This is a genomic window from Acidovorax sp. NN32, assembly GCF_057597245.1.
In genome coordinates, this window is the sequence record NZ_CP199679.1 from 5,272,460 (window position 1) to 5,293,403 (window position 20,944).

At 67.4% G+C, this 20,944-nt stretch carries 20 protein-coding genes; 5 read left to right on the forward strand and 15 right to left on the reverse strand.

Annotation, left to right across the window (positions count from 1 at the left end; translation table 11 throughout):
• Nucleotides 1-35 precede the first annotated feature (35 nt).
• From ubiD to ubiU, 7 genes are all read right to left on the reverse strand, one after another.
• On the reverse strand, nucleotides 36-1,523 hold the full coding sequence (gene ubiD / locus ACT89O_RS24370) for a 4-hydroxy-3-polyprenylbenzoate decarboxylase (protein ID WP_487261440.1): 1,488 nt from the start codon (nucleotides 1,521-1,523) through the stop codon (nucleotides 36-38).
• A gap of 66 nt (nucleotides 1,524-1,589) precedes the next feature.
• The gene (locus ACT89O_RS24375; RefSeq protein WP_218300775.1) at nucleotides 1,590-2,186 is read right to left on the reverse strand and encodes a UbiX family flavin prenyltransferase; all 597 of its coding nucleotides are present in this window, start codon (nucleotides 2,184-2,186) and stop codon (nucleotides 1,590-1,592) included.
• A complete protein-coding gene (locus ACT89O_RS24380) occupies nucleotides 2,179-2,592 on the reverse strand; it encodes a putative zinc-binding protein (RefSeq protein WP_487261441.1) in 414 nt (137 codons plus the stop codon). Before ACT89O_RS24380 ends, ACT89O_RS24375 begins: the two co-directional genes overlap by 8 nt.
• Before the next feature lie 2 nt (nucleotides 2,593-2,594).
• Nucleotides 2,595-3,131, reverse strand: coding sequence for a ubiquinone anaerobic biosynthesis accessory factor UbiT (ubiT, locus tag ACT89O_RS24385; protein ID WP_487261442.1), 537 nt, complete (start codon nucleotides 3,129-3,131; stop codon nucleotides 2,595-2,597).
• A 17-nt stretch (nucleotides 3,132-3,148) separates the two neighbouring features.
• The gene (gene trhA / locus ACT89O_RS24390) at nucleotides 3,149-3,769 is read right to left on the reverse strand and encodes a PAQR family membrane homeostasis protein TrhA (protein WP_487261443.1); all 621 of its coding nucleotides are present in this window, start codon (nucleotides 3,767-3,769) and stop codon (nucleotides 3,149-3,151) included.
• A gap of 18 nt (nucleotides 3,770-3,787) precedes the next feature.
• Entirely contained in the window at nucleotides 3,788-4,750 is a 963-nt protein-coding gene (locus ACT89O_RS24395) for a U32 family peptidase (protein ID WP_487261444.1), read from the reverse strand.
• A gap of 223 nt (nucleotides 4,751-4,973) precedes the next feature.
• Nucleotides 4,974-6,008 carry a ubiquinone anaerobic biosynthesis protein UbiU gene (ubiU, locus tag ACT89O_RS24400; RefSeq protein WP_487262906.1) on the reverse strand — a complete coding sequence of 345 codons (1,035 nt, stop codon included), beginning with the start codon at nucleotides 6,006-6,008 and terminating at the stop codon, nucleotides 4,974-4,976.
• A 256-nt stretch (nucleotides 6,009-6,264) separates the two neighbouring features.
• Here ubiU and ACT89O_RS24405 point away from each other — a divergent pair, with 256 nt between their 5' ends.
• Nucleotides 6,265-7,449, forward strand: a complete 1,185-nt coding sequence (locus ACT89O_RS24405; RefSeq protein WP_487261445.1) for an MFS transporter — start codon at nucleotides 6,265-6,267, stop codon at nucleotides 7,447-7,449.
• On the opposite strand, the gene ACT89O_RS24410 is transcribed toward ACT89O_RS24405, so the two are convergent.
• Nucleotides 7,435-8,361, reverse strand: coding sequence for a LysR family transcriptional regulator (locus ACT89O_RS24410; RefSeq protein WP_487261446.1), 927 nt, complete (start codon nucleotides 8,359-8,361; stop codon nucleotides 7,435-7,437). The two genes, ACT89O_RS24405 and ACT89O_RS24410, sit on opposite strands and share 15 nt — an antisense overlap.
• 158 nt (nucleotides 8,362-8,519) lie before the next feature.
• On the opposite strand from ACT89O_RS24410, the gene ACT89O_RS24415 reads away from it, so the two are divergent.
• Entirely contained in the window at nucleotides 8,520-9,890 is a 1,371-nt protein-coding gene (locus ACT89O_RS24415) for a M20/M25/M40 family metallo-hydrolase (protein WP_487261447.1), read from the forward strand.
• Nucleotides 9,891-10,102: 212 nt separating this feature from the next.
• The gene (locus ACT89O_RS24420; protein WP_487261448.1) at nucleotides 10,103-10,585 is read left to right on the forward strand and encodes a YidB family protein; all 483 of its coding nucleotides are present in this window, start codon (nucleotides 10,103-10,105) and stop codon (nucleotides 10,583-10,585) included.
• A 74-nt stretch (nucleotides 10,586-10,659) separates the two neighbouring features.
• Here ACT89O_RS24420 and ACT89O_RS24425 read toward each other — a convergent pair whose 3' ends face one another.
• The 6 genes from ACT89O_RS24425 to otnI form a co-directional block, all read right to left on the reverse strand.
• A complete protein-coding gene (locus ACT89O_RS24425; RefSeq protein WP_487261449.1) occupies nucleotides 10,660-11,532 on the reverse strand; it encodes a lysophospholipase in 873 nt (290 codons plus the stop codon).
• Nucleotides 11,533-11,655: 123 nt separating this feature from the next.
• A complete protein-coding gene (locus ACT89O_RS24430) occupies nucleotides 11,656-12,192 on the reverse strand; it encodes a peroxiredoxin family protein (RefSeq protein WP_487255979.1) in 537 nt (178 codons plus the stop codon).
• Nucleotides 12,193-12,340: 148 nt separating this feature from the next.
• Entirely contained in the window at nucleotides 12,341-13,831 is a 1,491-nt protein-coding gene (locus ACT89O_RS24435) for a M20 family metallopeptidase (RefSeq protein WP_055401400.1), read from the reverse strand.
• 184 nt (nucleotides 13,832-14,015) lie between these two features.
• Complete coding sequence (locus tag ACT89O_RS24440) at nucleotides 14,016-15,272, reverse strand: GGDEF domain-containing protein (RefSeq protein WP_487261450.1); 1,257 nt, start codon at nucleotides 15,270-15,272, stop codon at nucleotides 14,016-14,018.
• 120 nt (nucleotides 15,273-15,392) lie between these two features.
• Nucleotides 15,393-17,453: a methyl-accepting chemotaxis protein gene (locus ACT89O_RS24445; protein ID WP_487261451.1), complete on the reverse strand. Its 2,061-nt coding sequence runs from the start codon at nucleotides 17,451-17,453 to the stop codon at nucleotides 15,393-15,395.
• A gap of 142 nt (nucleotides 17,454-17,595) precedes the next feature.
• Complete coding sequence (gene otnI / locus ACT89O_RS24450) at nucleotides 17,596-18,426, reverse strand: 2-oxo-tetronate isomerase (RefSeq protein WP_487261452.1); 831 nt, start codon at nucleotides 18,424-18,426, stop codon at nucleotides 17,596-17,598.
• A 191-nt stretch (nucleotides 18,427-18,617) separates the two neighbouring features.
• Here otnI and ACT89O_RS24455 point away from each other — a divergent pair, with 191 nt between their 5' ends.
• The gene (locus tag ACT89O_RS24455; protein ID WP_487261453.1) at nucleotides 18,618-19,088 is read left to right on the forward strand and encodes a MerR family transcriptional regulator; all 471 of its coding nucleotides are present in this window, start codon (nucleotides 18,618-18,620) and stop codon (nucleotides 19,086-19,088) included.
• Between the two features lie 72 nt (nucleotides 19,089-19,160).
• On the forward strand, nucleotides 19,161-19,796 hold the full coding sequence (locus ACT89O_RS24460) for an NAD(P)H-dependent oxidoreductase (protein WP_487261454.1): 636 nt from the start codon (nucleotides 19,161-19,163) through the stop codon (nucleotides 19,794-19,796).
• Here the strand turns inward: ACT89O_RS24460 and ACT89O_RS24465 are convergent.
• Nucleotides 19,780-20,910: a glycerophosphodiester phosphodiesterase gene (locus ACT89O_RS24465; protein WP_487261455.1), complete on the reverse strand. Its 1,131-nt coding sequence runs from the start codon at nucleotides 20,908-20,910 to the stop codon at nucleotides 19,780-19,782. The genes ACT89O_RS24460 and ACT89O_RS24465 overlap by 17 nt on opposite strands.
• Nucleotides 20,911-20,944 lie beyond the last annotated feature (34 nt).

The following is a 20,944-nucleotide window of genomic DNA, read 5'->3' on the forward strand; positions in this document are numbered from 1 at the left end:
TGGGGTGCGCAGCACCGCCTTGGTGCACGGAGGTGTCAAAGGCCCAGCGCTGTGAAAAGCGTGTCCATGCGCGCCTGCACGGCGGCGTCCATGGCCATGGGACGGCCCCACTCCCGCTGCGTCTCGCCCGGCCACTTATTCGTCGCATCCATCCCCATCTTGCTGCCCAGCCCGCTCACAGGCGAGGCGAAGTCCAGGTAGTCAATCGGCGTGTGCTCCACCAGCAGGGTGTCGCGGGCAGGGTCCATGCGGGTGGTGATGGCCCAGATCACGTCCTTCCAATCCCGCACGTTCACATCCGCATCCACCACCACGATGAACTTGGTGTACATGAACTGGCGCAGGTGGCTCCACACGCCCATCATCACGCGCCGCGCGTGGCCCGCGTAGGCCTTGCGGATGCTGACCACGGCCATGCGGTAGCTACACCCCTCGGGCGGCAGGTAGAAGTCCACGATCTCGGGGAACTGCTTTTGCAAGAGGGGGATGAACAGCTCGTTCATGGCCAGGCCGAGCACGGCGGGCTCGTCGGGGGGTTTGCCGGTGTAGGTGCTGTGGTAGATCGGGTCCTTGCGCAGTGTGATGCTGTCCACGGTGAGGACGGGGAACTCGGCGCATTCGTTGTAGTAGCCGGTGTGGTCGCCGTAAGGGCCTTCCAGCGCGTGCTGCCAGCCGCTCGGGTGGCTCGCGTCGGGCTGGATGTGGCCTTCGAGCACGATCTCGGCGGTGGCGGGCACCGAGAGGGGCACGCCCAGCGCGGGCGTGACCTCGGTGCGTGCGCCGCGCAGCAGACCTGCGAACTGGTATTCGCTTAAAGAATCCGGCACAGGCGTGACGGCCCCAAGCAGCGTGGCCGGGTCGGCCCCCAGCGCCACGGCCACGGGGTAGGGCTGGCCGGGGTGGGCGGCGCAGTGGTCGGCAAAATCCAGCGCCCCGCCCCGGTGGGCCAGCCAGCGCACGATGACCTGGTTGCGCGAGAGCACCTGCTGGCGGTAGATGCCCAGGTTCTGCCGCGCCTTGCGCGGCCCGCGCGTGATGGTCAGGCCCCAGGTGATGAGCGGGGCCACGTCGCCGGGCCAGCAATGCTGCACGGGCAGGCGGGCCAGGTCGACATCGGGCCCTTCCCACACCTCTTGCTGGCAGGGTGCGCCGCGCGCCACGGTGTGCGGCGCCATGTTCCACAGGGTCTTGAGCAGCTGGCCCATGCCCAGCATGTCCTTGAAGCCCTTGGGCGCCTCGGGCTCCTTGAGGGTGGCCATCAGTTCGCCCAGGGCGCGCACACCGCGCAGGTTGGCCACACCCATGGCGCGCGCCACGCGGTCTGTGGTGCCAAACAGGTTGGTGAGCACCGGCATGGTGTGGCCCATGGGCTGCTCGAACAGCAGCGCTGGCCCTCCGGCGCGCAGTACACGGTCGCTCAGCGCTGTCATCTCAAGGTGGGGCGAAACCGGCTCCGCCACGCGGCGCAGATCGCCCGTGGCTTCGAGCTGGGCCATGAAGTCGCGCAGGTCGCGGTAGGCCATATCAGGTCCAGAATTTGAATGAAATTGGCCGCTAGCGCTTTTCCAACAAGCGCAAACAGCTATCAATTAAGGAGCATTCAGCTCCAGACCTTGCCACCGAGGCGCCAGGGCGTGCGGCACATCAATGAGGTCGAGCACGCGCGCCACGCTGTAGTCCACCACCTCGCCCACGGTCTGCGGGCGCAGGTAGAAGGCGGGCAGCGGCGGACAGATGATGCCGCCCATCTCGGTCACGGCCACCATGTTGCGCAGGTGCGTGAGGTGCAGGGGCGACTCGCGCACCATCAGTACCAGGCGGCGGCGCTCCTTGAGGGCCACGTCGGCCGCACGCGTGAGCAGGTTGTCAGCCAGCCCATGCGCTATGGCAGCCAGCGTGCGCATGGAGCAGGGCGCGACCACCATGGCATGGCACTGGAACGAGCCGCTGGCGATGGCCGCGCCCACGTTGGCCACGTCGTGCACGCGGTGGGCCAGGGCCTCGACGGCGGGGCGGTCCATGTCCAGCTCGTGCTGCAGGTTGCGCCAGCCGGCGTCGGAGACGACCAGGTGGGTCTCGATGCCGCTTTGGCCTTGCAGCACCTGCAGCAGGCGCGCGCCGTACACGGCGCCGCTGGCGCCCGAGATCGCGACGATGATGCGGCGGGTGTGGGCAGCATCAGCCATGCGAGGGCTCCATGGCGGCAGAGCGAACCAAGGGCTGCGCCTGCTGATCGGCCTCCACCTGCTCCAGCACCAGTGCGGCCTGCACGGGGTCGAAGTCTTCGTGCGCGCGTTTTTTCACACCGTATTGCTGCAGCTGGTAATGCCGGTCGGCCGCGATGCCGTGGCGCGCGAGCGTGCTTTTGACGCAGACCAGCGGGCAGCCGTCGAGCGCAATGATGGGCCGGCCCGAGCGCACGGTTTTCATGAGGTGCGGCACATCGCCACCCACCCCGGCGATGCACGACATCTCGGCCACGCCGCGCCGGTCGAGCTGCAGCGCCACTTGGTTGGCCAGCTGGGCGGCGCTGGAGCAGCCCGAACAGGAATAGACCAAGGGGTGGTTCTGGGGATCGGTGTTGGTGGCCATGCTTATCCTCCGTTGCGTGGTGTGGGGTCCAGGCGGCGCCGCAGGTGGCCCAGCACCTCGCGCGGCGCCAGCCTCTGCGCCCACTGGCGCGGGTCCAGCACCGGCAGCTCGATGGCATCGAGCGCGTTCTTCACCACCAGGCCCAGCTCGGTGTCGCCCTCCATCGACAGCCGGCGACTGAAGAACAGCGTGTCGGGGTCTTGCTGGCGCTGGGCCAGCAGCAGGAAGTCGTGGGCCGTGGCGCTCAGCGTCACGTCGGCCACCGCTGGGGCCACCAGCGGGGCGTGGGGTGCAAAACGCTGGCCTGTCCAGGCAAAGTCAAAGGCCAGGCGCGCATCGCGCACTTGCACCCGCATCTTCTTGTGGAGCAACAAGCGGCCCACGTCATCGGGCAGGTGCCGCGCGAGCGCCAGGTTGAGCGCCGTCACCAGCAGCATCGAGCCGGGGTAGGCGGGCAGGCGCGCCAGCAAAGCCCCCACGGGCGGCGGCACTTGTCGTTGGTTCGCGGCAGGCGTGGGCGAAGAAGGGAAAGCAGCCATTGGTAGAAGACGGGCCCTCAGGCCACGTAGAAAAAAACGGTGAAAAAATGGCAGACGCTGCCGGCCAGCACAAACAGGTGCCACAGCCCGTGGCCGTGGCGCACGCGGTGGTCCAGTGCATAAAAGACGATGCCCAGCGTGTAGCAGGCGCCGCCCGCCAGCAGCCAGGCAAACCCGGCTGGCGTGAGCGCCTGCCACAGCGGCACCACGGCCACCAGCGCCAGCCAGCCCATGAGCACATAGATGACCAGCGACAGCACGCGTGCACCCCGCGCCCACCAGATCTCCTGCGCAATGCCCAGCAGGGCCAGGCCCCACACCACGCCCAGCAGCGACCAGCCCCAGGGCCCGCGCAGCGACACCAGCGCAAACGGCGTGTAGCTGCCCGCAATCAGCAGGTAGATGCTGCAGTGGTCCAGCTTTTGCAGCACGGCCTTGATGGTGCGTCGGCGCACGCTGTGGTACGCGGCGGAGGCGGCGTACAGCGCCACCAGCATGGCGCCGTAGATGCTGAACGCCACCACCTTCCACGGATCGCCCAGGCGTGCAGCAAGGGTGATGAGCACGGCCGTGCCTGCCATGGCGAGCAGGGCGCCCACCAGGTGGCTGATGCTGTTGAAACGTTCGCCGGGGTACATGCGGTGATTCGCTTCGCGTTATGGATGCATCGCAGGCCGCGCGGCAGCACCACGCGCTGCCCCTTGCAGCCCCTGCTCCAGGCCCGGGCGCCCGAACCAGTAGCCATTGCAGGGCAGATCGGGCATGAAGGGCTGCATGCGCTCCACAAAGTCGGGGGTCTTTTTAGGAGTCTCTTTCGCAACCACTGCGCGGCGGGCTTCGTCAAACGCGGCGATCACCTGCGGCATGTGCTGGGCCTGCGGGCTCAGGCGCACCACGTCCACGCCCTGGGCCTGCATCGCCACCAGTTCGTTGGCCAGGTTGTAGACGCGGGCCGACTGGGTCTGCGTGCCGTTAAGCACGAGAAAGCCCTCGCTCTCGCGCGTGCGCAGCGGCAGTCCGTCAGCATGGTCAAGGCAGCTGAACTGGCAGTCGTCCTTGGGCAGGTTGCGGTGGCGTGCGGTAAAGCAGCGTGCCGAATAGGCCAGCGGCATGCGTCCGTAAGCAAACACCTCTGTCTCCAAACCTGCGGGCCGCTGCGCCAGCACGGCAGCGAGCGCGTCCTGCGACATTTCAAGCGGCATCACCCAGCGCGTGGCGCCCTGCTGCGCCATCCATTGCAGCGAGTGCGCGTTGTAGAGGTTCAGGTGCGGCCCGGCCACAAAGGCCTGCGGCCCGGCGGGTGCGCGCGCAAGACAGCTCACGGCGCCCATGTCATTGGCCTCGACCAGAAATTCGCCGTTGCCCGTGATCTTGTGCATCACGCCCACGTCGGCGCTGGACTCGATGAGCACCTGGCTGGACAAGACCGCCTCCTTGCCCGCGCCCCGCAGCATGCGCGCCAGCGCCAGCCAGTCGGCCAGGCGCAATTCATGGCGGCGCGAACACACCGTCTCGCCCAGGTACACCACATCCACGGGCGTGGCGGCCATGGCCTCGTAGAACGCGAACACGGTGTCGCGGGGCCAGTAGTACAGCAGCGGGCCGAGAGAGAGTTTCATGGGGCGGTCTCCGGGGTTTCATCGTGATATTTCGGATTCAAAGCGGCGCACCGACCTTCGATCTGGCGCGATCCGGGCCAGGGGACGCCGCGCAAGGGCCGCCAAGCCGCGTATGCGGCGCTTCGCTGGCGTGCGCTGGCGTTGTCCCCCTTCCCCTAGCGCGAAGCGCGTAGAGAGAAGGGGGAAGCCGCGCAGCGGCTCAGGGGGTTGTCGCCTGATCATTTCATTTCCAGGGGCGGTGGTAGGCACCCAGCGTGTGCTGCTGGCCTTCTGCCACCTGGTCCAGGCTGGCCATCCAGCGCGTCTTGGGCGCGTAGCGGTGGGGGTGGGCCAGACACTGGTCCATGGCCTCGCGCCAGACCTGGGTGACCTGCGCCACATACGCGGGGCTGCGCTGGCGGCCTTCGATCTTGATGGCGCGCACGCCCATCTTGAGCAGCTGGGGCAGCAGCTCCAGCGTGTTGAGACTGGTGGGCTCTTCGATGGCGTAGTAGTTCTCGTCGTCCCCCACATCGAAGCGGCCCTTGCACAGTGTGGGGTAGCCCGCGTTCTCGCCGGGCGCATAGCGGTCGATGAGCACGCCGTTCAGGCGCGACTCGCGGCCCTGCGGCGTCTCCACCCAGCGCACGGCCTTGGGCGGAGAGCACACGCCGTGCGTGTTGGGCGATTCGCCGGTCACGTACGACGACAGTGCGCAGCGCCCCTCGACCATCACACACAGGCTGCCGAAGCCGAAGACTTCGATCTCGACCGGCGTGCGATCGATGACCTGGCGCACCTGCTCCATCGACAGCACGCGCGGCAGCACGGCGCGCACGATGCCGAACTGCTGGCGGTAGAAGTTGATGGCCTCGTAGTTGGTGGCCGAACCCTGCACCGACAGGTGCAGGCGCAGCCGGGGATGGTGCTGCACCGCGTAGTGCATGAGGCCGGGGTCGGCCAGGATGACCGCGTTCACGCCCAGGTCCACCGCCTTGTCCAGTGCGCTGCGCCACGGCCCCGGGTTGGCCGCCTGCGGGTAGGTGTTGAGCGCCATGAAGACCTTGCAGCCGCGACCATGCGCATAGGCAATGCCGTTGGCGATGGCGGCCTCGTCAAAGTTGAGGCCCGCAAAATTGCGCGCATTGGTGGCGTCGCGCAGGCCCAGGTAGACGCAGTTGGCGCCGTGGTCCACAGCGGCCTTCAGGGCGGGCAGGCTGCCGGCGGGGCAGACGAGTTCCAGTCCGGGGGTTGCAGCTTCAGGCAGCACCGCCTCCATCGATTTCAGGGGTTCCATCACAAACATTCAAACGCGGGCCCCGGGCCGGGCCACAGCACTGGGCGCCACCATAATGAGGACACCCCACGCATCCGCTGATCTTCATCAACGGCGGTGCACAATTCCGGAGCAAACCAGTCGGGTTTTGATGTGGCCCGCCTCCGCAGCGCACCCCACAGCCGCCAGGCCTTGACTTGCGTCTACGCTGTCCCACTTTTCGTTCCTTCCTTTTGCCCAACCCGGGCGCTGCCCTGTCATGAACAAGAACCTGTGGCTGCTGGCGCTGTGCCAAGGCCTTTTCCTCACCAACAACGTTGTCTTCATTGCCATCAATGGCCTGGTGGGCCTGCAGCTGGCGCCCTTTGGCTGGATGGCCACGCTGCCGGTGATGGGCTACGTGGTGGGCGGGGCGCTGTCCACCCCGTTGGTGGCGCGCACGCAGTCGCGCTGGGGGCGCAAGGTGTCGTTCCAGATCGGGCTGGCCGTGGCCGTGGCATCGGCCGCGCTGTGTGCCTGGGCGGCGTTCAGCGGCAGCTTCTGGCTGCTGTGCACCGCTACGCTGGTGGCGGGCTATTACAGCGCCAACGGTGGCCTGTACCGCTTTGCGGCCGCCGAGCTGGCGGCCCCGGACTACCGCGAGAAGGCCGTGTCGTTGGTGCTGGCCGGTGGCCTGCTGGGCGCCGTGGCAGGCCCCAACCTGGCCAGCGCCACGCGCACGCTGTTCCCGGTGCCGTTTGCGGGCGCGTACATCGCACTGATCGGCGTGGCGCTGTTGTCCATGCTGTGCATGGCAGCCATCCGGTTCGAAGTGCAAACCGTGGTGCTCAACGCTGCGGGCCAACGCGAGCAGGGGCGCCCCCTCTCTGTACTGATGCGCCAGCCCGCCTTCATCGTGGCCATTGTGGGCGCTGCGCTGGGCTATGGGGTGATGAACCTGCTGATGGCGGCCACGCCGCTGGCTATGCAGGTGTGTGGCTTTGACTTCGATGCCTCGGCGCTGGTGCTGGAGTGGCATGTGATCGGCATGTTCGCTCCCGGCTTTGTCACCGGCCACCTCATCAAGCGGTTTGGCGTGCTGCCCATCATGGGTGCGGGGGTGTTGCTCAACTTCGCCTGCGTGGCCGTGGCGCTGATGGGTGTGGAGCTGCACCACTTTGGGATTGCGCTGTTCTTCCTGGGAGTGGGCTGGAACTTCCTGTTCACCGGCTCCACCACGCTGGCCATGACGGCCTACCGCCCTGAAGAAAAGGACCGCGCCCAGGCAGCCATCAACTTCTGCGTGTACGCCACGCTGGCGCTGAGCGCGTTCTCGTCGGGTGTGCTGGTCACCACCCAGGGCTGGACGCTGCTGAACGCCGGGTCGCTGGTGCCCATTGTGGTGACGGGGCTGGCGCTGGCCTGGCTGGGTCTGCAGCGCAAGCGCGTTTCACGCGGCGTCTGAAGGCACCTCAGCCACAGCGCCTTCTGCGGCCACCGTGGTGCGCAGCCACTGCGCAAAGGCCGCCACCGCAGGGTCTTCCAGACGCCCCGGCGCCACGAAGAGGCTGTAGCCCCGCGCACCGCTGTCATGGTGCGGGTGGGCCAGCACCAGCTCGCCCGATTGCAGTTCGCGCTCCACAAAATACCGGGGCACCAGGCCTAGCCCCAAGTCGGCGCGCACCGCCTCCACCAGCATCGAGAACAGATCAAAGCGGTGGCCGCCCAGGGTGTGGGCCGGCACGCGCGTGATGCCCGCGCGGCCCAGCCAGTCGTCCCAGGCGCCCAGGCGCGAGCTGAGCTGCAGCAGCGGCACGGCCCGAAAATCGCCGCGCTCTGTCGCACGCCGGTGGCGCGACTGCGGGGCACACACGGCCACGCAAACCTCGGGCATCAGGGGCGCTGGGACCACGCCGGGCCAGGCCGCGTCGTCGTACTGCACGGCCACGTCGAACGGAATCTCTGCCATGTAGATCTGCGTGGGGTACACCTGCAAGTGCAGGCTGCAGCCTTTGTGCTGTGCAAGGAAGGCCGGCAGCCGGGGCAGCAGCCAGCGCTCGGCAAACACCGGCACGCAGCCCACCAGCAGGCGCGCGCCATCGGGCCGCTGGGCCATGGCTTCGAGTGTGTGGTTCTGCAGCCGCAGCAGGTCGCCCACGATCTGCGCGTGGTAGCGGCGGCCCACGTCGGTGAGCGTGGAGCCGCGTGCGCCGCGCTGCACCAGTTGCAGGCCCAGCTGGCCCTCCAGCAGGCGCAGCTGCTGGCTCACGGCGCTGTGGGTGAGGCAGAGTTCTTCGGCCGCCTTGCTTACGCCGTGGTGGCGTGCCACGGCATCGAAAACAAGCAGGGCGCGGGTGCTGGGGATGTGTTTGCGCATGTAAGAAAAACTGTCGGCTGGGCAGATTAAAGCAGAGCCCAGGGGCAGGGTTCGGTCCAACAATTGCATGGCACTGCATGCCGGCCCACGGCTCCATCCACGATGGCTGGACAGGCCGGTCACCCCTTCCGTTTGTGTTCGTGTTTCGCTGGATCACCATGACTCTCCCTCTCCATACCTTCCGTGCCACAGCCCTTGCGGGTGCCATGGCCCTCGCCTGCGCCGCCTTGCTGCCCGGTGCCGCCCATGCGCAGTTCGGCGCCGTGGCGCCCACACCCACCACGCTGCGACCCGCCGTGGACAAGGCCTACGGCCAGCTCATGGCTGCGCCCCAGATCCTGCAGCTGCTTGACGCCGTGAAGGCCGACCACGACCGCGCCACCGAAGACCTGCGCATGCTCACCGAGATCGAGGCGCCGCCGTTCAAGGAACAAAAGCGTGCCGAAGCCTTTCTGGCCCGGCTCCAGGCCCTGGGCCTGACCAACGCCGCTATCGATGCCGAAGGCAATGTGGTGGGCCTGCGCAAGGGCACGGGCAACGGCCCCAAGCTGGTCATCTCGGCCCACCTGGACACGGTGTTCCCATCCGGCACCGATGTGAAGGTGAAAGAGCGCGACGGCAAGCTCTATGCGCCCGGCATTTCCGACAACACGCGCGGCCTGGCCGTGCTGCTGTCGTGGCTCAAGGTGCTGAACGACCAGAAGATCGCCACCGTGGGCGACCTGGTGTTCGTGGGCAATGTGGGCGAGGAAGAGCTGGGCAACCTGCGCGGCATGAAGCACCTTTTCAAGGAACACCTGGACATCGACGGCATGGTGGCGCTGGAGCCCGCGCCCGATGGCACGGTGCTGGTGCTGGGCACGGGCAGCCACCGCCACGAGGTGACCTTCAAGGGCCCGGGCGGCCACAGCTACGCCGCGTTCGGCGAGGTGCCCAGCGCCATCCACGGCATGGGCCGCGCCATTGCCAAGATCGCCGAGATCCGCACGCCCAAGAGCCCCAAGACCACCTTCACCGTCGGCACCGTGGGCGGCGGCACATCGGTCAACACCATCGCGCCCGATGCGCGCATGGCGGTGGACATCCGCTCCGACGAAATGGCCCCGCTGCTGGCCACCGAAAAGCAGGTGCTGGCCGCCGTGGACAGCGCCGTGACCGAAGAGAACGCACGCTGGGGCGTAAACACCCTGAGCGCATCGACCAAGCTCATCGGCGACCGGCCCGGTGGCCGTACGGCGGCGGATTCGGTCATTGTCGAAGCGGCTGTGCGCGCCAACACGGCGTTTGGCCGCAAGACGGTGCTGGGCGGCGCCAGCACCGACGCCAACGTGCCGATGTCGCTGGGCATCCCCGCCATCGTGATCGGGGGCGGCGGCAAGACGGGCGGGTTCCACGCGCTGTCCGAATGGATTGACCTGACGGACGCCTGGAAGGGTGCTCAGACCTCGCTGGTCACGGTGCTGGGGCTGGTGGGGGTGCAGGGTGTGAGCGCACCGCTGCTGGACAAGCGCCCACCCCGCACCAAGTAGTTGCGCGGCAGCGGGGCGCCCCCTCAGCGACACACACCAGCCTGGGAGTGGTGCGGGCCGTGGGTGGCGTGTTGCCGCTTGCCCTGCCGGGCAGGGTCCGCAGCACCACAATTCACGATTGTTGACATGAAGGAGACGCCAAGGTGCGTACCATGGGTGGTTCCGTCCGGGGCGGCGCACCGCCGTCCTTTATCCCTCTGCAGGAGAACACCATGGGTTTGCTCGATTCCGTTCTGGGTGCCGTTATCAACAATGCATCGCAAGGCGGCAATGGCGCCGCTGCAGCCGGTGGGGCCGGGAGTGGCCTGGGCGGCTTGATCAGCCTGGCTGCGCAGAACCCGCAGCTGGTGCAGGCCGTGATGTCCCTGATCAGCAACGACGGCCCGGTGGGTGGTCTGCCGGGGCTGATGGCCAAGTTTCAGCAGGCGGGGCTGGGCAATGTGATTGCGTCCTGGCTGAGCGCGGGGCCGAACCAGGCGATCTCAGGTGAGCAGTTGTCCAACGTGCTGGGCGCCGGCCCGCTGTCGCAGATCGCATCGCAACTGGGCGTGGGCCCCGGCGCTGCAGCAGGCCAGCTGGCCCAGGTACTGCCGGGCCTGATCGACCAGCTCAGCCCGCGCGGCGAGGCGCCGCAGGGCGGGTTTGGCACCTCGGACGACCTGTTCGGAATGCTGGGCGGATTATTACAAAAATGATAGCTGCTAGCGCTTGCTAGATAAGCGCTGGAGGCCATTTTGGCTTCAAATTTTGGGTAACCGCGACGACCCGGCTACCTCACTGCCGGACAGCGCCGCACCAGCCACTGCTGCAGCAGGTCGAACACCGGCTCGGCCAGTTCCGGGCTTTCATTGAACAGCTCGTGGAACAGGGGTTCAAAGCAGTGTGCATGCACGACGGCCTTGGGGGCTGCGGCCGCAAAGGCACGGCTGCCCGCAGGGTGGACCAGCTTGTCGCTGCCCGCCCACATCAGCAGCGTGGGCACGCTCCAGTGCGCGGCGCGGGCCACGGTGGCGGCGCCGCCGTTGGCGATGAAGCGGGCCAGGCGGGCGCTGATGCGGTCGTGGCACAGCGGGTCGGCCAGGTAGGCCGCGACCACGGCCGGGTCGTGCGAGAGGTACTGCGCATCGAGCCCATTGCCCACGCGCAGGTTGGGTGCGATGCGCGGCAGCGTGGCCAGCAGCAGCTTTTGCACGGCGCCCAGGCCCGCATCCAGCGCGGGGGATGACAACACCAGGGCGTCCACAGGCCGTATCTTCAACGACACAAAACGCGAAGCCACAAGCCCGCCCATGCTGTGGCCCAGCAACACCAGGGGCTGGCCTGCGGGCATGCGGGCGCGCGTGGCGTCCACCAGGTCGGCCAGGTCATCCAGCAGGCGCAGGTCCGAAGTGAGGCCGCCACGCGGCCCGCCGGATTCGCCGTGACCATACTGGTCGTAACCCCGCACGGCAAAACCCCAGTCGTTGAGGCGGCGGGCCACCGCGTCGTAGCGGCCCACATGTTCGCCCAGGCCATGCACCAGCAGCACGGTGCCCCGGCAGGGCTCGCCCTCGGGCAGGGGCCAGTCCTGCACAGCCAGGTTTTCGCCATCGCTGGCGGTGAAGGTGGTGAGGGTGGAGGGAATGGGGTCGTCAGAGATCATGGCGGGCGGTGCTGTTGAGCGGGCAATCGCTCAACCAGGAAAGAACAGGAAGGCAATCCCATAAAAAGGCGGTACGGCATGGCCCGGCGGGGGCCGAACGCAGCATGCGTGGCGCAACCCGCATCAGGCGATGGAGGCCCAGAGGTCGTCCCAATCCGTGGGCAGAAAATTGCCTTCGCGGCGCAACACCTGCTGGTGCTGGCGGTTGAGCACATAGTGCGTGGGGCGGCGGGTGATGGTGCCAAAGCTGTCCTGGTGCCCCACAGCGTTGCGCCAGGCAATCGGAAAGCGCTGCTCGGCAGGCACGGACACTTTGAGCAGCTCGATGTACTGCATGAAGTCCGCGTTTTTTTCGTCCATGTTCACGCCCAGCAGCACAAAGTCGCGCTGGCGGTTGTTCGTATAGAACTCGCGCATCAGCCGCAGCTCGTTGGTGCACAGGGCGCAACCAGCGGTGAAAAAGCTCACCAGGCACACCTTGCCCGCAAAGTCGGTCAGTGCGACAGGCTTGCCTTCGCTGTTGGTGCCCAACAGCGTGTGGCGCGGGCCAGGAGCGGCAACCCCCGCCGTTGCCGCAGGCGCCTGGGCATGGACAAGAGGGTGTACCGCAGCGGCCAGTGTGGTGGCCGTACAGGCGTGGAGAAAAGCGCGTTTGTCCATGGTGATCTGTGCCTGCCAGAAGGGAGTGAGGACTTGCGCAAACCGGAACGCAGCGGCCGCATCGCTTGGAGCGTGCCGGCTGCCCATGCCCATTTTTGCGTCAGTCGTGGGTGTGAAAGAACGGTGAAAGCTGAAAAGATCGCGCCTATCAGCCCGCTGCGGCAGGTGCGACCGCCTGCTGTGCCATGCCTGCAATCACCTGCGCGACGGCGGCGGTGAGCTTCTTGGCGTAGGGCACATGCAGGAACTCGTTGGGGCCGTGGGCGTTGCTTTTGGGGCCGAGCACGCCACACACCATCATTTGCGCGGTGGGGAAGCCTTCGCTGAGCATGTTCATGAGCGGGATGGTGCCGCCCTGGCCGATGTAGCCGCAGGGTGCCCCGAAGTGGGCCTGCGAGGCGGCGTTGAGCGCCTGCTCGAACCAGGGCGTGGTGGCGGGGGCGTTCCAGCCTGTGGCGCCGCTCATGCTCTGGAAGGTGACCTTGGCCTGGTAGGGCGCGTTGTCTTCCAGCAAGGCCTTGAGTTCCTGCACAGCCTGGGCGGCATCTACCAGGGGCGGCAGGCGCAGGCTGAGCTTGAAGGCGGTGTAGGGGCGCAGCACATTGCCTGCGTCCTGCAGGGCCGGGAAGCCTTCGGCGCCGGTCACGCTCAGCGTGGGCTCCCACGTGCGCTTGAGCAGGGCCTGCAGCGGGTCGGTGGTGGTGGGCAATGCAAAGGTGGTGGAGCCGCCGCAGTCGTAGTGCGCCCAGGGGAAGCGCTTGTACACCTCTTCGCCCAGGATGCCCGCCGTGGCGCGGGCCTGGGCCAGGCGGTCGGCAGGCACTTCGCAATGAAAGCTCTGGGGCAGGAGACGGCCGGTGGCGCTGTCTTCGAGCCGGTCGAGCACCTGCCGCATGATGCGGAACGACGAAGGCACCAGGCCCGAGGCGTCACCGGAGTGGATGCCTTCGGTAAGGATCTCGACCTTGAGCGTCCCGGTGGCCATGCCGCGCAGGCTGGTGGTGAGCCACAGCTGGTCGTAGTTGCCGGCGCCCGAGTCCAGGCACACGACCAGCGCCACGTTGCCCATGCGGGGCTTCAGTGCATCAATGTAGGGCAGCAGGTCGCGCGAGCCGCTTTCTTCGCAGGTTTCAATGAGGCCCACGATGCGCGGGTGGGGCACGTTCTGGCGCTTGAGCTCCTGCACGGCGGCGATGCTGGCATAGACCGCGTAGCCGTCGTCGGCGCCGCCCCGGCCATAGAGCTTGCCGTCTTCGTACTTGGGCGTCCAGGGACCCAGGTCGTTGCGCCAGCCGCTGAACTCGGGTTGCTTGTCGAGGTGGCCGTACATGAGCACGGTATCGGTGGCGCCGGCCTGGGTGGCGTCGATTTCAAAGAACAGCACGGGGGTGCGGCCTTCCAGGCGCACGATTTCGAGCGTGAGGCCTTCAACCTTCTGCGACTCGACCCACGCGGCGGCGTTGCGCACCACGGTGTCGAGCAGGCCCTGCTCGGCCCAATCGGGCGAGAACATGGGCGACTTGGCGGGGATGGCGATGTAGTCGGTGAGCTGGCGAACAATGTCGTTGTCCCAGGCTTGGCTGACCCGTTCGAGGGCCAGGGCGGGTTGCAGGGCGTGGGGGGGGACTCGGGCGTTCATGGGCAGCTCTCCTGAATACGGCGGATCTTGTGGACCGAAACCAGCATTCCAACACAACGCCTGTGCGGGCGCCATGGCAGGTATCCATACACCCGCGACATAGTCTGGCAGCGCTGTCGCAGGGGGCGCAGCTCTTCTTCGGGTGGTGTGCCCAGCGTGGCCCGTCCCGCGTCCCTCTTGGGGGTCAATACCGAGAAACAGGATGCGTGTCGGGATTGGCCTGTGCCGCCGCCAGGGAGGCGGGGCGCCGCAGGCTGGTGGACACCTCCACCCGGTTGCGGCCGTTTTCCTTGGCCTGGTAGAGCGCACGGTCGGCTGCGGCGATCAGCATGTCCCAGCTGTCGCCGGGCTCCAGCCGGCCGCCAAAGACGCCAATGCTGACCGTGACGGCAATGCCCAGGGCCGCGTCGGTGGTTGCATCTGGCGCGGCTCCGCCCACTGCGCGGATGCGGCAGCGCGATTCCTCCACCGCCTTGCACAGTTCTCGCGCCAGCTGCTCGGCCCCCAGCAACGTGGTGTCGGGCAGCACCACCATGAATTCCTCACCCCCGTAGCGGCCCACCAGGTCCTGCGCCCGCACGCGCTCGCTCAGCACATTGACCACGCTGCACAGCACCTGGTCACCGGCGGGGTGCCCGTAGCGGTCGTTGACCCGCTTGAAGTGGTCGATGTCCACCATCATGAGCGCGATGGATTCGCGCGAGCGCACGGCGCGCGAGACGTCGCGGTCCAGCGCCGCGATCAGCGAGCGGCGGTTGGCCACGCCGGTAAGCGGATCCAGCGCCGCCATGATGCGGTTGATCTCGTCGGCACGGTCGCGTGACATGAACACAAATCCCATGGAGCTGATGAGCACCACAGAAAACGTGGCCATGAAAGTCAGCGTCTGCAGCAGGCTGCCCTGGAGGATGCTGGTGGCCGTCTGGCTTTCGCCCAAGGCCAGCAGCGCGCGGCCGCCCAGCACCAGGGCCTCCAGGCCAAGCCCTGCCACCAGCAGCCACTGCCCGCGCCCCACGGTGGCATGGCGGCGCTCCAGGGCCGCTACCAGAGCCCACACGGCCTGCAGCCCGATGACCAGGCCCACAAAACTCGCGCGCGCCGGAAAGTTGTCGATAAACACGATGACAAAACACGTGACCAGCGCCGACGGTGTGAGCAGCAGCAGCCACCGTGGCGGGCGCCCCTGGAACTGGTAGATTGCGGCGATCATCCCCACAAACACGCAGGACAGCAGCAGGTTGCCCAGCACGATGGACACCACATCCGGCACCAGGCCCCGCAGCATGATCAGCAAATGCCCGACGGCATTGACCATCAGGGCGGCCGCCCACCGCCCCAGGCCATCGCGCCGACGCCCCCAGCCCACCACAGCCATGGAGGCGGCCATCATGAGCGAACTCACGATGATCATGACCAGCATGGTGGGAACGTGGGCGGCCATGGATGGGGGTGGGCTGTGTGGTGGGGGGTTTCAGATCAGCATAAACGAAGGTCTGCAGACCGCAAACCGCCAGATGACCACGTGCCCCCGCCGCACAGCCGATTGGTCGGGTGCAGTGGGCTATTGCAACTGGGCGGGTGCGCGCGCGCCACTGCCGGGGGCGTGCACCGCCTCGCCCTCGCCCGTTTGTGCCATGGGCGCGGCCAGGACCGCACGCTGGGTGTAGCCGATACCGCCACCGGACGCGCCCTCGGCCCGCGAGAGCTTGAAAACCTGCACCGCCCCCGCCAGGCGGGAGGCCTGCTCCCGCAGGCTTTGGGCTGCGGCAGCGGATTCCTCCACCAGGGCAGCGTTCTGCTGTGTCATCTGGTCCAGTTGGTTCACGGCAGTGTTGACCTGGCCGATGCCATCGGACTGCTCGCTCGATGCCGCTGTGATCTCACCAATGATGTCGCCCACGCGTTTGACCGAGCCCACGATTTCGTCCATGGTGGTGCCCGCGTTCTGCACCAGGCGTGCGCCCGATTCCACCCGCTCCACCGAGGCGCCGATGAGCGCCTTGATCTCGCGCGCGGCCTCGGCACTGCGCCCTGCCAGACTGCGGACCTCGCTGGCCACCACGGCAAAGCCCCTGCCTTGTTCACCTGCGCGGGCGGCTTCCACCGCTGCGTTCAATGCCAGGATGTTGGTCTGGAACGCAATGGAATCGATCACGCCGATGATGTCGGCAATCTTGCGCGAGCTTTGGTTGATGTCGCCCATGGTGGTGACCACCTCGCCCACCACCTGGCCACCGCGTGCGGCCACGGCGGCGGCGGTGCTGGCCAGCTGGTTGGCCTGGCGCGCGGCGTCGGCTGACTGGCGTACCGTGGAGGTAAGGTGCTCCATGCTCTGCGCGGTCTGCGCGAGGCTGCTGGCCGTGGCCTCGGTGCGGGCCGACAGGTCCTGGTTGCCGCTGGCGATCTCGGCGCTGGCAGTGGTGATGCTGTCCACCGCCGTTCGCACCTGCTGCAGCATCTGCGTGTAGCGCTGGCGCATGCCTTCCACCTCCTGCACCAGCGCGCCGATTTCGTCGCGCCGCGTGGTGCGGAATTCTTCGGTCAGGTCGCCCTGCGCTACCAGGGTGATGGCCTGGGTCAGGTCCTGCAGCGGGCGGCTTACGCCCCGGCGCAGCATGAGGAACAGGCCGATGGCCAGCAGCACCACGGCCACCGCCATCAAGCCCCACACGGCGAGCGTGACGCGGCGCTGGCTGGCCATGGCCTCGCCATCCGCCACCTCGGCCACCACCCACCAGCCGCCGCCGGTCTTGCGCACCAGGGCCCAGGGGTCTTCGGCGCCTGCGCCCAACACGGCGGCGGCTTCACGAACAAAGCCATCGGGCGATGCGGCCAAGGCTTCAAAAAACGGGCGGGCCTGGGGGTAGGCCTCCAGCACACGCTTGCCGCGTGCGGTGGGGTGGTACACGAACACCGCCTTGTCGAGCGAGGTGCCGGGGTTGATCACGTACGTGCCGCCATGCTCGAAGAATTTGGTCTGCGTGACTTGCTTTTGCAGCATGGCGTGGAACACGCTGATGTCGTTGCCGATGAACAGCAGCGCAATCACCTTGCCCGAAGCGTCTTTGGCGGGCAGGTAGTGGCCCATGAAGGGCTTGCCGCCCACCACGGTGACTCCGGTGTAGGGCTCGCCCTTGGACACGGTGGCATAGGCCGGGTCGTCCTTGCCCAGCGGCGTGCCCTGCTGGCGCGCGCCCTGTTCGTTCTTGACCGAGGTGGTGATGCGCACGAAGTCATCGCCCTTCTTGGCGAACACGGTGGCGATGCCGCCGGTCTCGCTGGCGAATTTATCGACCGAGCCATAGTCCTCGTTGACCAGCGCACCGTAGCTGCGCAGCTCGCCCGTGGCCTCGTCGAGCTGCATGGTGGCCTCGAAGTAGCGCTGAAAGCCCTTCATGGTCAGCTGCACCAGCTCGCGGTTGGTGTTGTCAGCGGCGTCCAGCGACTGCGCCACGCTCTGCGCGGTGTCGCCCACACTGGAGGCGACCAGGGCGCGGGTGCTGCGCTCGGTCAGCACGGCAATGGCCAGCCCCACCAGCACCAGCACCAGGGCCACCAGCGCAATGGCGGTCAGCGTGACCTGGCGCGCGACGGAACGGTTGTTGGCCAGGGATGCTGCCATGGGGAATGTCTCCTGCGGGTGAATACAAATGCACAAAACCAGCTGGGCCGGTCTGCTTTGAATCTACGGCCAGAGTCTTGTTACATTTATTCACGCATTCCCTTACGCAATTGCGCGGACTGGAGGCGCGGGGCAATTGCGCCTAGGAATCCGCTGCAGACTCCGCCAGCGCCCGGTCCCGCCACGCCAGACCGGCCGAGGTATCGGCCTCCGGGCGGTATTCACACCCCACCCAGCCGCTGTAGCCCAGAGCATCCAGCATCTCGAACAGGAAAGGGTAGTTCAGCTCCCCCCGGTTAGGCTCGTGGCGCCCGGGCACACCGGCAATCTGAACATGCGCCACCCGGCCCGTGGGCAGGTACTGGTGCAGCTTGGTGGCCACGTCACCTTCCACGATCTGGCAGTGGTAGAGGTCCATCAGCACCTTGAGGTTGGGGGCCTGCGCCGCATCGAGCAGCTCGTGCGCGTGATCCTGCCGGTTCAGAAAGTAGCGCGGCATGTCGCGCAGGTTGATGGGCTCGATGAGGATGTCGCACCCCGCGCGCGCAGCCTCGGCCGCCGCCCAGCGCAGGTTGCCAACGCACAGGTCCTTGAGGGATTCGCGCTCCACGCCGGGCGGCACGATGCCCGAGAGCACGTGGATGCGCGGGCAGCCCAGCACCTCGGCATAGCGCAGGGCTTCTTGCACGCCCGCGCGGAACTCGGTCTCATGCCCAGGCAGCGCTGCGGTGCCGCGCGCGTTCTGGTCCCACGCCGCCGCCATGCGGCTGCGGTCGGTGCCGCCAGGCGGGGCATTGAACAGCACCAGCTGCAGGCCGTTGTCCGCAAGCCGGGCCGCCACCTCGGCGGGCTCGAAGGCGTAGGGAAACAAGAACTCCACCGCCGTGAACCGGTCGCGCGCCGCAGCGGCAAAGCGGTCCAGAAACGGCAGCTCGGTGTACATCAGGCTCAGATTGGCGGCAAACTGGGGCATGGCGGGCGCGGGCGGAAGGTGGAATCAGAGCGCAGCAGCTTATCGTGCAGCATCGGGGCCAGCAGCCCTTGACAAGCCTCAACCAGGCTCCACCCATGAAAAATTTGAGCCAAATTGGCACCTAGCGCTTAATGGATAAGCGCCAATAGCTATTAATTTGATAGTATTTTGCTCTCCTACCAGGACACCCAATGCGCATCGGAGAACTCGCCCAACGCACCGGCACCACGCCCAAGGCCATCCGGCTGTACGAGGCCCGGGGCCTGCTGGGCACGGTGGCGCGCGCAGGCAGCTACCGCCACTATGGCGAGGCCGATGTAGCCCGCGTGTTGCTGATCCGCCAGGCCCAGGCGCTGGGTTTTCGGCTGTCGGAGCTGGATGGCCTGCCCCACATCGACACCGCTGCAGGCTGGGAACGCATGGCCCAGCTGGTGGCCCGGCGGCGGGCCGCCGTGGCGCAGGAGCTGGCGCGCCTGTCAGCGCTGGACGCACAGCTGGCGCTGTTGGAAGCCGAGCTGCACACCTGCGACACGCTGGCCGTGCCCGTGGCACCCGAAGCCTGCGCTGCGCCCTCCACACTGGCGGTGGCACCTCCGGCGCACAACCCCGCGCAATTTGGTGCAGCTACCACGGCGGGCGCTGCGAGATTCACCGCGACTTGACCTGACCGCTTGACTCTGCCCCGTGGGGCAGGGTGACCATGGCGCCATCAACAACACCGTGATGGAGCGTCTGTGGCAGAGCAACAAAACATTCTGGTCATCCTGGGCCACCCCACCGCCGAGAGCCTGTGCGCAGGCATGGCACGTGCCTATGCCGAGGGCGCCCGGCGCGCAGGGGCGCAGGTGCGGTTTCTGGACGTGGGTCAGCTGACCTTCAACCCCCTGTTCCAGGGCTATGGCGCTGCCCAGCCTCTAGAACCCGATTTGCTGGCCGCGCAGGCCGACATCACCTGGGCGCACCATCTGGTGTGGGTCTATCCGATCTGGTGGGGCGCCATGCCCACGCTGCTCAAGGGTTTTATCGACCGCGTGCTGCTGCCCGGCTATGCCTTCAAGTACCGCAAAGGCTCATCACTGTGGGACAAGCTGCTGGCCGGCCGGTCGGCCGAGCTGCTGGTGACCATGGACTCGCCGCCCTGGTACTTTCGCTGGGTCACGCGCATGCCGGGGCACCACCAGATGAAGAAGGCCATCCTGGAGTTCTGCGGCATCAGCCCCGTGCAGGTGCACAGCTTTGGCCCGGTGCGCAGCGCCAGCACCGAGCGGCTGGCGCAGTGGGTGGAAAAGGCGCGGCAACTGGGGTTGCGCCAGGGGGCACGCTCCGCGCCGGGCAAGCCGCGCCCGGCACCCGTCACTTCGTCGCTGTGAATGCTTGAACGGCAGCTCGGCCCACGGCAGGGTCATCGGTGAAGAAGCCGTCGATGCCTGCGCGCAGATAGGCCGTGATCTCACCCACGCTGTCGCCGCGCACGGTGCCATCGGTGGCGGGCGCCTTTTTCAGCCCGGAGGGCAGAAAGGCGTTTTCGGGCCGCAGCGTCCAGATGTGTACGCCCAGGCCTTCGGCGCGGGCGCGCGCCACCAGCGGGGTGGGTTCGCCCGGCACGCCATCCTTGACCGGCACCACCAGCGTCTTGAAGGGGCCGATGGCATTGGCATAGGTGGCCACCTGCTTGAGGCCCTCGGGCGTGATGAGGTCGGCATAAGCGCGCGTGTTGGCCGCGCCCTGCGCCACAAAGTCATACGGCCGGCCCGAAGGCGCCACCAGTTGCACCAGACGCACGCTGCTGAGCTTGCGGATCGCCTGCAGGTTGCTGACCTCGAACGACTGCACGAACAAGGGCGCATCTTTGTGGTTCCAGCCGTTCTTCTCCAGCGCGGCCAGCAGCGGCGCCTCCAGCGGCAGGCCGATGGACTGGAAGTAGGTGGGGTGTTTGGTCTCGGGGTAGATGCCGATGGTGCGACCGGTCTTGGCCGTCGCCGCCTTGGCCAGGTCGATCACCTCCTGCAAGGTGGGCACCTCGAACTGGCCGTTATAGGCCACGTTGGCCGGGCGCTGCGCGGGGATGCGCTCGCGGGCGCGCAGGGTTTTCAGCTCGGCCAGCGTGAAGTCTTCGGTGAACCAGCCGGTGATGGCCTGGCCGTCGATGGTCTTGGTGGCCTTGCGCGCGGCGAACTCGGGGCGGTCCACCACGTCGGTGGTGGCTTCCTTCACCGAGCCGTCGGCGCCCAGGATGGCAATCGCGTTCTCGTGCCGCGCCACCAGCACGCCGTCCTTGGTGATGACGAGGTCGGGCTCGATGATGTCGGCGCCGTCGTCAATGGCCTGCTGGTAGGCGGCCAGCGTGTGCTCTGGCCGCAGCGCCGAGGCGCCCCGGTGGGCAATCACGGTGGGGGTGGGCGGCCAGGCCTGGGCGACGGCGCCCAGCGCCCAGGTGGTGAGCAGCGCGGCGGCAGTCACGGCGCGCAGTGCAGTGCGTTTCATGCGGGTCTCCTACAAGCAGAGCCCGCACCTTAGC